Raw genomic sequence first — 14,297 nt, forward strand, 5'->3', positions numbered from 1 at the left:
CCGCGTAACCTACGGTACCGTAGGTTACGCATCAGTAGCATAACCTACCTGCGGGTTTTCGACGCGTACAAAAACCGTGACGGCGCTCGCATGTGGCTGTCACTGCCGGGCGTAGTCTTTGACACCATGGTGATGTCACGGTGAATCTGCGCGGACTGCTGTACAGCATCTACGAGCGACGACTCCTCAGTCATCTCGACGGTCTCGCGCACCCACGGCACGTAGCCGTGATGTGTGACGGAAATCGGCGATGGGCTCGCGAGAACGGCTTCACCGATGTCAGTCACGGGCACCGCATGGGCGCGCTCAAAATTGCCGAATTGCTCGAGTGGTGCGACGCCGCCGGAATCGAGATGGCAACCATCTACCTGCTCTCGACCGAGAACCTGCGCCGCGAGCCGGAAGAGCTCGACACCCTCCTCGAAATCATCACCGACGTCGTCGAAGAGATCTCCGGGCCCGGCAAGAACTGGAGTGTGCAGATCGTCGGTGCTCTCGATCTTCTGCCTCCCGAGCAGTCCAGGCGCTTGCGGGAAGCGGCGGCGGGGACGAGCGGCCGAACCGGGACACATGTCAACGTCGCGATCGGATACGGCGGGCGTCAGGAGATCGCCGACGCCGTCCAATCGCTCCTGCGCGACAAGATCGGTGCGGGTCTGAGCGGAGACGAACTGATCCAGGCCGTCACGGTCGACGGCATCGACGGGCATCTGTACACGTCGGGACAGCCCGATCCGGATCTGGTGATCCGAACCTCCGGCGAGCAGCGGCTCTCCGGATTCCTGTTGTGGCAGAGCGCCTATTCGGAGATCTGGTTCACCGAGGCGTACTGGCCCGAGTTCCGTCGAGTCGACTTTCTTCGAGCCTTGCGCGATTACGCGGCGCGCCACCGCCGGTTCGGCGCCTGAGCCGTCTCAGAGCTTGCGCAGCCGCAGCCGGTTGATCGTGTGGTCGGCGTCCTTGCGCAGCACCAGGGTTGCGCGGGGACGGGTGGGGAGAATGTTCTCCACCAGGTTCGGGTGATTGATCGAGTTCCAGATCTCCTTCGCCGCGATGGTCGCGTCACGGTCGGAGAGGCCGGAGTAGTGGTGAAAGTGGGCGTTCGGATCGGCGAACGACGTGTTGCGTAGCGCGAGGAACCGCTGGATGTACCAGGCTTCGATGTCCTCGATGCGGGCGTCGACGTAGATCGAGAAGTCGAACAGATCGGAGACCATCAGACGCGGGCCGGTCTGCAGGACGTTGAGGCCCTCGATGATGAGGATGTCGGGCTGGCGGATCAGGTGGTACTGGCCCGGGATGATGTCGTACGACGTGTGCGAATAGACCGGTGCCGCTACCTCTTCCGCCCCGGACTTGACTTCGGTGACGAAGCGCAACAGCTTGCGGCGATCGTAGCTTTCGGGAAAACCCTTGCGGTGCATGATGCCCCGACGCTGGAGTTCCCTGGTCGGATAGAGGAATCCGTCCGTGGTGACGAGGTCGACGCGCGGATGGTGATCCCAGCGGGCCAGGAGAGCTTGCAGCACACGAGCAGTCGTGGATTTTCCGACCGCGACCGAACCGGCGACGCCGATGACGAAGGGCACCTGACGGTCGGGATGCTTCTCGCCGAGGAAGGTCGCGGTGGCCGCGAACAGTCGTTGGCGTGCCGCTACCTGTAGGTGGATCAGACGTGCGAGGGGGAGATAAACCTCGGCAACTTCTTCGAGATCGATCTGCTCGCCGAGACCACGCAGGCCGTACAACTCGTCCTCGGTCAACACCAGTGGCGTCGACTTACGCAGTGTCCGCCACTGCTTGCGGTCGAACTCGACGTAGGGACTCGATTCGTTGGTGCGCGCCATCAGCCCAGCTCACCGGCACGTAGTGAACCCGGGGCCCGGCGGACGAAACAGCTATGCGAGCAAGCCAGGCGCGTGTGCGCACGATCCGAGTGCATAGTCGGATTGTGCTCGGTGCCACGTCCGGGACTTTCGCCGGGTGGCATTCCGGAGCGAGCGACTAGGCTCGGTCGTTATGGATCCAGACACACTTGTTCGCCAATACCTGCTGCTCGGACTGGGTTTCGACCGTCTCGAAGACGGGTTCGTCGACGCGTTCACCGGTGACCCGGCGCTGCGAAAGCAGATCGAGAGCGCCCCGAAGCCCGATCCGCGTGAACTTGCCCGCACGGCACGTGAATTGCGGGGCGAGTTGGCCGGAAGTGGTCTAAATGCCGAACGCTCCCACTTCGTCGACGTACACCTTCGCGCCCTGGAATGCTCCGGGCGCAAGTTCGCGGGTGAGGACATCGGCTTCGTGGACGAGGTCGAGGCGTACTTCGACGTCCGAATCGAGAAGGGAAACGAGGACGCCTACAGCGACGCTCACCGGTTGATGGGTGAAGTTCTGCCCGGTCCGGGACCGTTGGCCGAGCGGGTGCAGGCCCATCGCAAGGCCGACGAGATCCCCGCGGCGAAACTGAACGAATGCGTCGAGGCAATGTCGAGTGCGCTGCGCGATCTGGTCCGCGGCACGTTCGGGCTTCCCGCGTCGGAAACCGTCGAATACGAAGTGGTGGGGGACAAGCCGTGGTCCGGCTTCAACTACTACCTCGGTGACTACCGCTCCAAGGTTGCGATCAATTCGGATCTGCCGCAGTTCATGGCCAACCTGCCGCGGCTGATCGCGCACGAGTCCTACCCCGGCCATCACACCGAGCATTGCCGTAAGGAAGCCGGTCTGGTCGGTTCGGGCCAGCTCGAGCAGACACTGTTCCTGGTCAACACGCCGCAGTGCATCATGGCCGAAGGCCTCGCGGATTTGGCGCTGGAAGCGATTGTCGGCCCGGACTGGGGTTTGTGGGCGCAGGACATCTACGCCGATCTCGGCTTGTCTTTCGACGGGGAAAAGGCGCAACGGCTCTCCGCCGCGTCGGGGCAACTGCTGAGTGTCCGGCAGGATGCGGCGCTGATGTTGCACGACGAGGGGCGCAGCCTCGACGACGTGGCGCTGTTCCTCGAACGGTGGTCGCTGTCGACGCCGGAACGCGCTCGCCAATCGCTCAAGTTCCTGTCTTCGCCGCTGTGGCGGGCATACACCAGCACGTATGTCGAGGGATACCGGCTGCTCGGGGGCTGGCTGGACGAGGTGCCGGTGGGCGCGGAGCGCACCGAACGCTTCCGCAGGCTGCTCGACGAGCCGCTGGTCCCCAGCTCTCTGCGTGCTGCCTAGTGCCGGGTGGAGACGGCGGGAGCGAACTTCGTAGACTGGACGCATTCGTTTCCGCATCCAGCTTGGAGATTCCTCGATGACCGCTGTGCCCGGCTCCGACGTCAACTCTGCATCACTCGCCGAACTCGACCCCGAAGTCGCCGAGGCGATGGCTGGTGAATTGGCTCGTCAGCGCGACACGCTCGAGATGATCGCGTCGGAGAACTTCGTTCCCCGCTCGGTTCTGCAGGCTCAGGGCAGCGTCCTGACCAACAAGTACGCCGAGGGCTACCCGGGACGTCGTTACTACGGCGGTTGCGAGCACGTCGACGTCATCGAGGATCTGGCGCGCAACCGTGCGAAGGAACTCTTCGGTGCAGAGTTCGCGAACGTTCAGCCGCACTCGGGCGCACAGGCCAACGCTGCTGTTCTGATGGCACTGATGAACCCGGGTGAGAAGCTGCTCGGCCTCGACCTTGCACACGGCGGTCACCTCACGCACGGCATGAAGCTCAACTTCTCCGGCAAGTTGTACGACGTCGCGTCCTACGGCGTCAGCAAGGAAGATCACCGCATCGACATGGACGAGGTGCGCTCGATCGCCCTCGCCGAGAAGCCGAAGGTCATCGTTGCCGGTTGGTCCGCATACCCGCGTCAGCAGGACTTCGCGGCGTTCCGTGCGATCGCCGACGAGGTCGGCGCGTACCTGTGGGTGGACATGGCTCACTTCGCCGGACTGGTTGCCGCAGGCCTGCACCCGTCGCCCGTCCCGTACGCAGACGTCGTCTCCTCGACCGTCCACAAGACCCTCGGTGGTCCGCGTTCGGGCCTGATCCTGGCGAAGAAAGAGTGGGCCAAGAAGCTCAACTCCGCTGTCTTCCCCGGTCAGCAGGGTGGACCGCTCATGCACGCCATCGCGGCCAAGGCAGTCACCTTCAAGATCGCTGCCGGTGAAGAGTTCAAGGATCGTCAGGCACGCACCCTTTCCGGTGCGCGCATCCTTGCCGAGCGTCTGGGCAACAAGGACGTCGCAGACCAGGGCATCAGCGTCCTGACCGGCGGCACTGACGTCCACCTCGTGCTCGTGGACCTGCGTAACTCGCAGCTCGACGGCCAGCAGGGTGAGGACCTTCTGCACGAAATCGGCATCACGGTCAACCGCAACGCTGTTCCGTTCGATCCCCGCCCGCCGATGACCACCTCCGGTCTGCGTATCGGTACCGCAGCGTTGGCCACTCGCGGATTCGGTGATGCCGAGTTCACCGAGGTCGCCGACATCATCGGTACCGCTCTGGCCGGCAACGCGGATCTGCCGGCGCTGCGTGCGCGCGTCGCCAAGCTCGCTCTCGACCTTCCGCTGTACGACGGTCTCGAGAACTGGGGCCTGCTCAGCAAGAACGTCTAGGAATTCCTTCACCGACGGCCCGGTCCCTTTCGAGGGGCCGGGCCGCTGGTTTCTTTCCAGTCGCGGATTGTGGCATCGGTCACATGACCGATGGTGGCCGAGTTCGGTGCTTCCTAGCCTGAGAGCATCACCCCTCCGGCGAAGGAAACCCCATGACCGAACAGAATCTGCATTGGCTCTCCGCTACCGAGATGGCGGCGTCGGTCGCGTCGAACAGTCTCTCGCCCAACGAGATTGCCGAAGCGATGATCCAGCGCGTCGACGCCGTCAATCCGTCGATCAACGCGATAGTCCAGTTCGATCGCGAGCAGGTGACGCGCGATGCGGCCGAACTCTCACGGCAACAGGAAGCGGGCGAGAAACTCGGCCCGCTGCACGGCGTTCCGTTCACGATCAAAGATCTGACGGCAGTCGACGGGCTGCCGACCACGTTCGGGATGAAGCCGATGGCCGACAACATCGCGACGGGAAATGCCGTCGTCGTGGACAGGCTGCGAGGCGCCGGCGGACTGTTCCTGGGAAAGACGAACACTCCCGAAAGTGGTTACTACGGTGGCACGGACAACCACCTGTACGGGCCGACGCACAACCCGTGGAAGCTCGGCAACAGCGCGGGCGGGTCCAGTGGCGGTGCGTCGGCTGCCGTGGCTGCAGGCCTCGGGCCACTCGCCGAGGGCAGTGACGGCGCGGGATCGGTGCGTATCCCGTCGGCGCTCTGCGGGGTCGTCGGGTTGAAGCCGACCACCGGCGTCATCCCGCAGACCATCCTGGCCGGGCGCTTCTACAACTGGGCGTATCACGGTCCGATCACCCGGACTGTTGCCGACAACGCGCTGATGCTCGACATCATGGCCGGGCCGGACAATGCGGACCCGCTCTCGATCGAGCGTGCCGAGACCTCGTACGTCGAAGCCTCGAAGGGCGACGTGAAGGGCCTTCGCGTGGCGTGGTCGACGAATCTCGGTCTCGGCCATGTTGATCCGGAGGTGCTGGCGGTGTGTCTCGACGCGTTGTCGGCATTCGAGGAATTGGGTGCCCGGATCACCGAGGCGACCCCGCAGTGGGGAAATCCGTCGGAGTCGATGTGGAACGGCATCTGGGTTCCCGGTTTCGCTTCCGAATACGACTTGCTCGACTGGGAGAACCAGCGCGGCGAGGTCGACGACAACCTGATCGAGATCATGCACGAGGCCGAGCGGCTCACCGGTGTCGACGTCGGGCGGGCCGACGCATTCCGCGGCGTCATGTGGGACACGTGGACCGCGTTCATGAACGACTACGACGTGTTGGTCTCGCCGACCTTGGCTTCGGCCACGTTCCCGCTCAGTCAGTTCGCGCCGTCGTGGCTCGAAGGTGCGTCGTTGCGTGAGCAGTTGCTCGATTGGCTCTTCACCTACCCGTACAACATGCTCAACAACCCCGCGATCACCGTGCCGGCCGGATTCACCGCCGACGGTCGACCGGTGGGGCTGCAGATCGCCGCACGCCACCGCCAGGACGCACTGGTCCTGCGGACTGCCGCGAACTTCGAAGCGGTGCGTCCGTGGGCGGACAGGAAGCCGGCCGGTTCACTGGTGGTGGCCTAGCTCACACGATTGGCTAGATTGGTGTGATGACGTCTGTACTGCCTGATCGCGGCGCTGGACCTGACATGTTCGCGCCGCGATCGCCGGCGGCCGGGGCATACGGCATTCTCGGCCTGTGCGCCGAAGAACTCCGCGCACGTGGACTCGCGTACTCGGCTGCGGCGGTCACGTACCGGGACCCGTCGAGCGGACGGCATCGGGCTCTGGCGAGTTCCGGATACGACGCCAGGGTGCTCGAGTTCCTGCTCGACGACTTCGTCGCCGATCGCAATCTCTTCGGCATCATTCGCGAGGCTTCGGGCGTGCCCGTGTTCTGGCAGGACGTGCCACGATTCGAGCAGGTCGAGATGGTTACCGATGTTCTGCGGCCGTCCGGGTACGCCGAGGGCGCGTCGGTCGCATTGGGGTTCTCCGGCCGTGAGGTGACCGGATTGCTGCACATGAGCTTCGCGGATTCCGGCGTCGTCGACCGCGTGCGCGAGGTGGTGGCGGCGTCCAGCGCGGCCTGCTCGCGCGTCGTGGGGGACCAGGTGGCGCTCGATCGTGTCCATCTGAGCCCACGGGAGATCCAAGTACTGCAATTGGTGGCCAGGGGCGCGGGCAATGTCGAGATCGCCGAGGAGTTGTTCGTCAGCCGTCGCACCGTCGCCACCCACCTCGAGAACATCTTCGTCAAGACCGGAACCAATTCGCGGGTTCAGGCAGCGGTGCGCGCCGCCAAGTGGGGTCTGATCGAGTCCTGAGTGACGCCGAATCACACGAGTGGCATTTTGTTACCTGGCGTTCACCAGATGTGCGGCTCGTTCCGTGGCGCGAGTGTCCGATCCGCAGTACCGTCGGCAGTAACGAGTAACCAGAAGTTACTTGTGCGGGAGGTTCTGATCGTGACTGAAACACTCAGTACGAGAGGGCCGGCGCCCGGCCCTTGTTTCAGCTGACACAGCGTCACCTGACACCAGAGCCGTCCGGCCCAGCGAGCTGAGTTTGCGCGGGTGCCGCGCAGACCTAGGAGCCCAACGTGACTGCATCACGCTCCGTCTCTGCCCACTCGGCCCGGGCTGATCAATCAGCCGGGAATCATTCGGGAGATGCACTTCGCACGTACGTCTTGGATACCTCGGTACTACTGTCCGATCCATGGGCTGTCACTCGATTCGCCGAACACCACGTGGTACTCCCACTGGTCGTGATCAGTGAACTCGAAGGCAAACGGCACCACCACGAACTGGGATGGTTCGCCCGAGAATCGCTCCGCATGCTCGACGATCTACGGATCGAATACAGCCGCCTCGACCGTCCGGTGCCGATCGGCACCGAGAACGGGACACTGCAGGTCGAACTCAATCACACCGACCCTGCGGTGCTGCCCGTCGGATTCCGCACGGACAGTAACGATTCGAGGATTCTGGCGTGTGCGCTGAATCTTGCTGCGGAGGGCAAGGATGTAGTCCTCGTCAGCAAGGACATTCCGCTTCGCGTGAAGGCAGGCGCGGTGGGACTACCTGCCGACGAGTACCACGCTCACGACGTCGTGCCATCCGGATGGACGGGCATGACTGAGCTGGACGTCGCCTCGACGGACATCGACGAGCTGTTCAACGAGGGTTTCCTGGACCTCGACGAAGCGCGAGATCTGCCGTGTCACACGGGTCTTCGCCTGCTCGGTGGTTCGTCGAGCGCCCTCGGTCGGGTGACTCCCGACAAGCGCATCCAGTTGGTGCGCGGTGAGCGCGAGGCGTTCGGGTTGCACGGCCGCTCCGCCGAGCAGCGCATTGCGCTCGATCTCCTCATGGACGAGAGCATCGGCATCATCTCTCTCGGTGGTAAGGCGGGCACCGGTAAGTCGGCCTTGGCTCTGACGGCAGGTCTGGAAGCGGTTCTCGAGCGCCGCACTCAGCGCAAGGTTGTCGTCTTCCGTCCGTTGTATGCCGTTGGCGGACAAGAACTCGGCTACCTTCCCGGTAGTGAGAGCGAGAAGATGGGCCCGTGGGCTCAGGCCGTTTTCGACACTCTCGACGGGTTGGCCTCGCCAGAGGTTCTCGAGGAGGTTCTCGCCCGCGGAATGCTGGAAGTGTTGCCGCTGACGCATATTCGCGGTCGGTCGCTGCACGATTCGTTCGTGATCGTCGACGAAGCGCAGTCGCTCGAACGAAATGTTCTGCTGACAGTGCTTTCTCGTCTGGGAACCGGCTCGCGAGTGGTCCTCACGCACGACGTCGCGCAGCGTGACAACCTGCGAGTGGGCAGGCACGACGGAGTTGCGGCCGTCATCGAAAAGCTCAAGGGGCACCCGCTTTTTGCGCACATCACACTCACGCGCAGTGAGCGTTCGCCGATCGCCGAGTTGGTGACCGACATGCTCGAGGAGTTCGGCCCCACTTCCTGAGAAGTGATCTCCCCGTGCGGACTTCGGTCTGCACGGGGAGATGCCTGGGTTTGAAGTTGTTCAGTTTTGCAGCGGTCCCAGTTCGTTGTCGAGAACTTCCTGCACGACACGCATCGCCGCCAGCCCCGCCGGCGCGCCGCAATACGCGCTCGCGTGGATCACGGTTTCGACGATCTCGGTGCGCGTCAATCCGTTTCGCAATGCCCCACGTACGTGGCCTTTGAGTTCGTTCTCGGCGCGCAGCGCGATCAGCATCCCCAGATTGATCAGACTGCGACTGCGGCGATCGAGTCCGGGACGCGTCCATACCGAACCCCAGACGTTGGCCGTCACGAAGTTCTGCAGTTCTTCGCTGTCCGTTCCCCGGGTGCGCTCGAAGGCGGCGTCGACGAAATCGGCCCCCATGACTTCGGTGCGCACAGCCAATCCGGCGTCGAAGGAGTCAGGCGTGGTGTTTTCGGACATGGCAGGTTCGCTCGCTTTCGGCAGGTGATTTCAGGCCGGAGCAAGCCTACTTCGTGTCCCGGTCCCGACGACTGCGCGGCCGACCGCGGTCACCACGCCCCACGCGACGTCTCGCAGACTGAAGTAGTCCCGCCAGACGCAGACCTTGCCGTCGCGCAGTTCGAAAGTTCCGCATACCCAGAACTCGATGCGCAGCGGTCCGACGGTGAGGATGTCGGTGCGTTCGGTGAGCACCGTGGACTCGTCGCCGACGATGTGGTGCATCTCCGCCTCGAATTTCAGTGAAGGCTTGGTGACCAGACGTAGCGCTCGCACGACGGTCTTCTTGCCTCGCAGGGTGGGGAGCGAGACGTTCTGCCAGACGATGTCGTCTGTCATCAATTCGGCTGCGGCGTCCACGTCGAAATCGGTGAGGGCCGCGAACATTGCGTTCACCGTGGCTGTCGAACTACTCATGGGGTGTCCTTGGCTGATTATTCGGCCGGTGTTGCCCGGATGAAGGTACCGAGATGATCGTGATCGAAGTACTCCAAGGTTAGCGAGTTTCCGTCGAAGGTGGCCTTCGAGACCGTCCCGGCCGGTGCGTTCTCGCCGCTGAGCGGGAACGTGAAGGTGTTTCCGTCCCAGTGGGTCAGAGGGTACGTCGCGGCCGCGGGACCCATGGTCAAGGTCAGCGCACCGTTCTGCTGCGTCACGAGCGCGGGACCCCAGTACGGATTGCCGTAGTCGCCGGTCAATTGGTCTGTCGGTGGCGCGGGAGCGGGGGAGGCCGGCGGCGTCTTCCCGGCAAGTTCGCCCTCAGGGTCGGCCTGTGAGGCAAAGGACGCTTCGTACAGCGGGCGCCACTCGCGGGTGATCTTCCCGAACTGCACCAGATCGGCGAATTCAGCGGTCAAAGTCTCTGCGACGCCGGTGGGCGTGCCGTTGGTCAGAACGACTATGCCGACGTCAGCGGAGGGAATCGTCACGAAATTGGTCCCGGCACCGAGCAGGAAGGCGCCGGAGTGGCTGGCGGTCACACGGCCTGCCGCGCTGTCGGAAACGTTGAACCCGTAGCCGTAGAAGCCGGAACGTTCCCCGATTTCCTGCGCATGGCGCGAGACGATTTCCGGGTTGACTGCGGGCACGAGCGCATCCGTCTGAACGACCTGCTGCCCCTGATACCGACCGCCAGACAGCACCATGTCCAACCACTTGGCCATGTCGTTCACCGAGGAGCTGACTCCACCGGCGGGGGATTGGGCGTCGGCGTCCCGAACCGGCCCTACCTTGTACTTTCCGTCTTCGAGGATATGGCCGACTGTTCGATTTTCTCGGGCTTGGTAATCGGCGAACCGCGAAGACGTCGAAGTCATACCGAGCGGACCGTAGATCGTGTTCTGCGACAGCGTTTCCCAATCGGTGCCCGCCGCGGCTGCAACGGCCTCCGCACCGGCTGTGACGCCGAAGTTCGTGTACTCGTATGTGATTCGGAATGGATTGAGCGGTAGTTGGCGAAGTTTTTCGAGTACCTGGGCCCGGTTGTAGCCCAGGTCCTCCAGCCCGTCGCCGGCGTGGTCCGGTAACCCCGACCGATGCGTGTAGAGATCGGAGATCGTGAGGTGGTCGGTCACCCACGGATCGGCAAGCGCAAACCCCGGCAGTTTCGATATCACCGGAGTGTCCCAGTCGACGGTCCCGATTCCGACTTCGTGGGCGACCACCGTGGCCCCGACCGATTTCGACACCGATGCCAGTTGGAACACGGTGTCGGCATCGACGGTGGCGCTCTTACCCAACTCGCGAACCCCGAATCCCTTTGCGTACACAGTCTTACCTCCGTGCACCACGGCCACCGCCATGCCGGGAACACCGGAACTTGCCATGAGATCGTTCGCGAGGTCGTCGAGCTTCCCGACCGCGTCGTCGATTTGCCCGTCCGGGATCGGCACCCCGGCGTCGAGACCCGGGCTGGCGTCGCTGACGACCGGCCCGGGCGCCGAGGTGGTGTCTGAATCGGACGAGCATCCGGCGAGCAGGGCGACCGTCAGTACTACCGGAACCGCAGCTGCCGACAGTCGCGAGCTGTTTCTACTGGTGATGGACACGAGATTCTCCCTAGCAGGGTTGTCGTCGGTACCACTCGGTCAACCCAGTATCGGGGAACGGCGGGCTGATATTGGGACAAATCGGGAAACCTTGTAGCTACTTCGGGGTCTTGGTTGTCAGACTGCCGAGAATGGAGCCTTCCGTGACCGGCTTCCAAGGGAGCAACAACGCGACCAGCAGAGCGGTGATCAATGCTGCTCCGACCGTGAAGTACGACGCGATGGCGAAACCTTCCAGGCATGCGGTCTTCATCGTGTAGATCAGACTGTCCTTCTGCTGCTCGAAGAGCGGACTGATGTCGCGGGAGCGGATCTCGATGACGCTGAGCACGGACTCACGAGCGAAGCCTTTCTCCTGCGCCGACATCACGGCGTCGGGAATGGCGTCGACGATCGGAGCCACCTTGGACGTGTAGTACGAGGCGACGATCGAACCGATGACGGCGACGCCCAGGGTCCCGCCGAGCTCACGCGTCGTGTCGTTGACTGCCGAACCTGCGCCCGCTTCGTCGAGGGGCACCGAGGACATGATGGAGTCGGTCGCCGGTCCCTGGACAATTGCGAGGCCCAGGCCCATGAGGACCATCGAGATCACGACGGGTCCGAGGTAGGGCGTCTCGACGGTCGTCCGACCCGCCAGGAACATCCCGCCGCTGAGGACGAGGAGGCCGAACACCATCACTGCAGTCGTGCCGAGTTTCTGTGCCGCCAAGGTGGCGACTGGGGCGCCCACGGCGACAGCTGCAGCGAAAGGCAAAGAGTGGATGCCGAATTCGAGCGGCGAGTACTCCCGAACGCCCTGGAAGTACTGCGTGATCAGGAACAAGAATCCGAACATGCTGAAGTAGCTGACAGCAATAGCCAAGGCGGGGAAAGAAAACCGCCGGATTCGGAAGAGATTCATGTTCAGGATCGGCGCGTCGGTGCGCAGTTCCCACGCTACGAATGCGGCCAACAACACTGTCGCAGAGAGGTATCCCGTGATGCTGAATGTCGAGACCCATCCGCGATGTGGTGCGTCGATGATGGTCCACACCAGAATGACGATGCCCAGTAGCGACAAGATTGTTCCGACGAAATCGAATCGGCCGACGTGGAGCGCCTTCGATTCCGGAACAACCAGCAGCACACCCACGATGACCAACAATGCTGCCGGAACATTCATCCAGAACACCGAGTGCCAGGAGAAGTGCTCGAGAAGCCAGCCGCCCGCAGTCGGGCCGATGGCAATCGCGAAGCCGGCCATTGCGGTCCAGGCCGCGATGGCGATGGCTCGTTCTCTGGCGTCGGTGAAGATGTTGGTGATCATGGCCAACGTAGCCGGAAAGACAGCTGCGGCAAAGACACCCATGGCGGCTCGCGCCATGATCACCTGTTCGAGGTTGGAAGCCAAGGCGCCGACGAGCGACATCGCACCGACGCCGATCAAGCCGATGATCATCACTCGGCGGCGTCCGAAGCGGTCACCCAGGTGGCCGAAAGTGAGTAGGAACCCGGCGAAGGTCAACGTGTACGCGTCGACGATCCACTGCAGGTCGCTGACGCTGGCGAACAAGTCGACGCTCATCGTCGGCAGTGCGACGTTGACCACTGTGTTGTCCAGCACGACAAGGAGTTCGGCGAGGCAGATGAAGATCAGCGCAGTGAATCGACGGGACTTGGTCATCATGGGCGCCGAGGGCGCCGGTGCAAGTGTGTGAGACATGTTTGTACGCCATCTCTGCTCCTGCGCGGACGGCAGCAGCGGTTGGAAGAAAGAGGGTTGGTCAGCTCGGGGCCGAGACCAGAGCCTTGAGGTGAGCGCCGATGCGATCGAGAGGCGCCGTGGTGTGCTGAGCTTTTGCCATCAGCGTCGCGCCTTCGATTGACGCGATCACGACGGTTGCCCATTGTGCTGCAGTCTCGGACGGCTGTCCCTGCTGCCAGAAGAACGATGTGAGAAGCGATTCCCACGAGGTGAAGGATTCGCCCGCAGCAGTTAATGCCGCCGGCGTCGACGCGCCCTCCACTGCCGCGGCTGCGACCGGACAGGAGGAGGAGAAATCGCTCTCTACCAAGCTGTTTCGAAATATCGTGACAACCGCGTCGATGATCTCCGGTGGGGAAGACTGAGCGATCATCGAACTGATGGCGGCACTGACGCCCCGGCCGAAGTAGGCAACTGCTTCGCCGGCCAGCTGTCCTTTGCCCTCGGGAAAGTAGTGGTACACCGACCCGCGGGGAGCTCCCGAGCGTTCGACGATCTCGGTGAGCGAGGTCGTCGCGATCCCGTGTTCACGGAAGGCATTGATGGCGCCGACCAGCATCAGAGTGCGGGAATCGGAGTCGGCCATCCCGCCATCGTATGCAATCGCAGTGCTGTTCGAATCATCTGGTGCCGCTGATTCTCTTGGTACTCCCCACTTGCGACGCGCTGCGGCGATCGGACAACGCGTCTGCGGGCCGGTCATGGCAACGAGGCGTCTCGAGGTGTGTTCATCACTGCCTCCCAGTATGTCGATCGGTATAGGAACGAATCTGAGACTAGATGTAACTGACAGACACAGTCAAGTGTTGTGTGCAGGTGGTGGGTATCGACGGAGATTCTTGGTGGCAAAACTCCCCGAACAGTGGTTATATCGTGCGGTATAGAGCTGTTGCTTCGAGCACCAGCTTCGGAGGAGAGGAAACGACATGCCGGTACCGACGTCAGTTGCACGAAAACGAAGAATCGAAGTCGCAGTCGGGAAGTATTTCGCCAATCCGCTGGTCACCGGATTGAATCGGATCGGTTTGATGCCGTCGTTGATGACCGAGATCGAGACGGTTGGACGCCGAACCGGTCTGACCCGCCGAGTGCCCGTTGCGATCACCTACGACGGTGACGAGGCGTGGGTCATTGCGCAGCATGGCACCGGCACGGGGTGGGGTGCCAATATCTCTGCGACGCCGAAGGTTCGGATCCGTCGCCGCGGCGAGTGGGTGGACGGACAGGCCCAGATCATGCCGGACGACGACGTGCCGGCGCGGGTGAAGACATTTGCGTCGGGGAAGATCAGATCGGCGCTGACGGCCTCTGCCTTTCGCGGATTGCAGACCGACCCGGTCAGTGTTCGCATCAAACTCGCACTCGATTCGTCAACCGATTGAATCAACGGGAGTTGAAATGGCCGGTGCGGAATGACCCGGTGCGT

At 63.1% G+C, this 14,297-nt stretch carries 13 protein-coding genes; 7 read left to right on the forward strand and 6 right to left on the reverse strand.

The window, feature by feature from the left end; genetic code table 11:
• Positions 1–140 precede the first annotated feature (140 nt).
• Positions 141–908 (forward strand): isoprenyl transferase, encoded by a 768-nt coding sequence (locus YH3_RS20930; RefSeq protein ID WP_003945211.1) that lies wholly within the window; start codon positions 141–143, stop codon positions 906–908.
• 6 nt (positions 909–914) lie between these two features.
• Here YH3_RS20930 and coaA read toward each other — a convergent pair whose 3' ends face one another.
• The gene (gene coaA / locus YH3_RS20935; protein WP_003945270.1) at positions 915–1,847 is read right to left on the reverse strand and encodes a type I pantothenate kinase; all 933 of its coding nucleotides are present in this window, start codon (positions 1,845–1,847) and stop codon (positions 915–917) included.
• A gap of 172 nt (positions 1,848–2,019) precedes the next feature.
• Here coaA and YH3_RS20940 point away from each other — a divergent pair, with 172 nt between their 5' ends.
• From YH3_RS20940 to YH3_RS20960, 5 genes are all read left to right on the forward strand, one after another.
• A complete protein-coding gene (locus YH3_RS20940) occupies positions 2,020–3,216 on the forward strand; it encodes a hypothetical protein (RefSeq protein WP_007726370.1) in 1,197 nt (398 codons plus the stop codon).
• A 76-nt stretch (positions 3,217–3,292) separates the two neighbouring features.
• Entirely contained in the window at positions 3,293–4,600 is a 1,308-nt protein-coding gene (gene glyA, locus YH3_RS20945) for a serine hydroxymethyltransferase (protein ID WP_003945195.1), read from the forward strand.
• A 152-nt stretch (positions 4,601–4,752) separates the two neighbouring features.
• Entirely contained in the window at positions 4,753–6,186 is a 1,434-nt protein-coding gene (locus YH3_RS20950) for an amidase (protein ID WP_007726369.1), read from the forward strand.
• Positions 6,187–6,212: 26 nt separating this feature from the next.
• Positions 6,213–6,929, forward strand: coding sequence for a LuxR family transcriptional regulator (locus YH3_RS20955; RefSeq protein WP_007726367.1), 717 nt, complete (start codon positions 6,213–6,215; stop codon positions 6,927–6,929).
• A gap of 275 nt (positions 6,930–7,204) precedes the next feature.
• Entirely contained in the window at positions 7,205–8,572 is a 1,368-nt protein-coding gene (locus YH3_RS20960; RefSeq protein WP_007726365.1) for a PhoH family protein, read from the forward strand.
• Between the two features lie 60 nt (positions 8,573–8,632).
• Here YH3_RS20960 and YH3_RS20965 read toward each other — a convergent pair whose 3' ends face one another.
• The 5 genes from YH3_RS20965 to YH3_RS20985 form a co-directional block, all read right to left on the reverse strand.
• The gene (locus YH3_RS20965; RefSeq protein ID WP_003945227.1) at positions 8,633–9,037 is read right to left on the reverse strand and encodes a carboxymuconolactone decarboxylase family protein; all 405 of its coding nucleotides are present in this window, start codon (positions 9,035–9,037) and stop codon (positions 8,633–8,635) included.
• Between the two features lie 30 nt (positions 9,038–9,067).
• Positions 9,068–9,493, reverse strand: coding sequence for a limonene-1,2-epoxide hydrolase family protein (locus YH3_RS20970; protein WP_007726363.1), 426 nt, complete (start codon positions 9,491–9,493; stop codon positions 9,068–9,070).
• 17 nt (positions 9,494–9,510) lie between these two features.
• The gene (locus YH3_RS20975; protein WP_050656894.1) at positions 9,511–11,124 is read right to left on the reverse strand and encodes a serine hydrolase; all 1,614 of its coding nucleotides are present in this window, start codon (positions 11,122–11,124) and stop codon (positions 9,511–9,513) included.
• Between the two features lie 97 nt (positions 11,125–11,221).
• On the reverse strand, positions 11,222–12,793 hold the full coding sequence (locus YH3_RS20980; RefSeq protein ID WP_047270321.1) for an MFS transporter: 1,572 nt from the start codon (positions 12,791–12,793) through the stop codon (positions 11,222–11,224).
• A gap of 97 nt (positions 12,794–12,890) precedes the next feature.
• A complete protein-coding gene (locus tag YH3_RS20985) occupies positions 12,891–13,457 on the reverse strand; it encodes a TetR/AcrR family transcriptional regulator (RefSeq protein ID WP_064444014.1) in 567 nt (188 codons plus the stop codon).
• 340 nt (positions 13,458–13,797) lie between these two features.
• On the opposite strand from YH3_RS20985, the gene YH3_RS20990 reads away from it, so the two are divergent.
• Positions 13,798–14,253, forward strand: a complete 456-nt coding sequence (locus YH3_RS20990; protein WP_042920867.1) for a nitroreductase family deazaflavin-dependent oxidoreductase — start codon at positions 13,798–13,800, stop codon at positions 14,251–14,253.
• Positions 14,254–14,297: the final 44 nt, after the last annotated feature.

Origin of the sequence: Rhodococcus sp. YH3-3 (assembly GCF_001653035.1) — a bacterium.
Classification (GTDB): domain Bacteria; phylum Actinomycetota; class Actinomycetes; order Mycobacteriales; family Mycobacteriaceae; genus Rhodococcus_F; species Rhodococcus_F qingshengii.

Coding starts and splice junctions, on each gene's coding strand:
- coaA (WP_003945270.1), bottom strand. CDS start 1,847: ATGGCGCGCACCAACGAATCGAGTCCCTACGTCGAGTTCGACCGCAAG.
- YH3_RS20940 (WP_007726370.1), top strand. CDS start 2,020: ATGGATCCAGACACACTTGTTCGCCAATACCTGCTGCTCGGACTGGGT.
- glyA (WP_003945195.1), top strand. CDS start 3,293: ATGACCGCTGTGCCCGGCTCCGACGTCAACTCTGCATCACTCGCCGAA.
- YH3_RS20950 (WP_007726369.1), top strand. CDS start 4,753: ATGACCGAACAGAATCTGCATTGGCTCTCCGCTACCGAGATGGCGGCG.
- YH3_RS20955 (WP_007726367.1), top strand. CDS start 6,213: ATGACGTCTGTACTGCCTGATCGCGGCGCTGGACCTGACATGTTCGCG.
- YH3_RS20965 (WP_003945227.1), bottom strand. CDS start 9,037: ATGTCCGAAAACACCACGCCTGACTCCTTCGACGCCGGATTGGCTGTG.
- YH3_RS20970 (WP_007726363.1), bottom strand. CDS start 9,493: ATGAGTAGTTCGACAGCCACGGTGAACGCAATGTTCGCGGCCCTCACC.
- YH3_RS20980 (WP_047270321.1), bottom strand. CDS start 12,793: ATGATGACCAAGTCCCGTCGATTCACTGCGCTGATCTTCATCTGCCTC.
- YH3_RS20985 (WP_064444014.1), bottom strand. CDS start 13,457: ATGGCCGACTCCGATTCCCGCACTCTGATGCTGGTCGGCGCCATCAAT.
- YH3_RS20990 (WP_042920867.1), top strand. CDS start 13,798: ATGCCGGTACCGACGTCAGTTGCACGAAAACGAAGAATCGAAGTCGCA.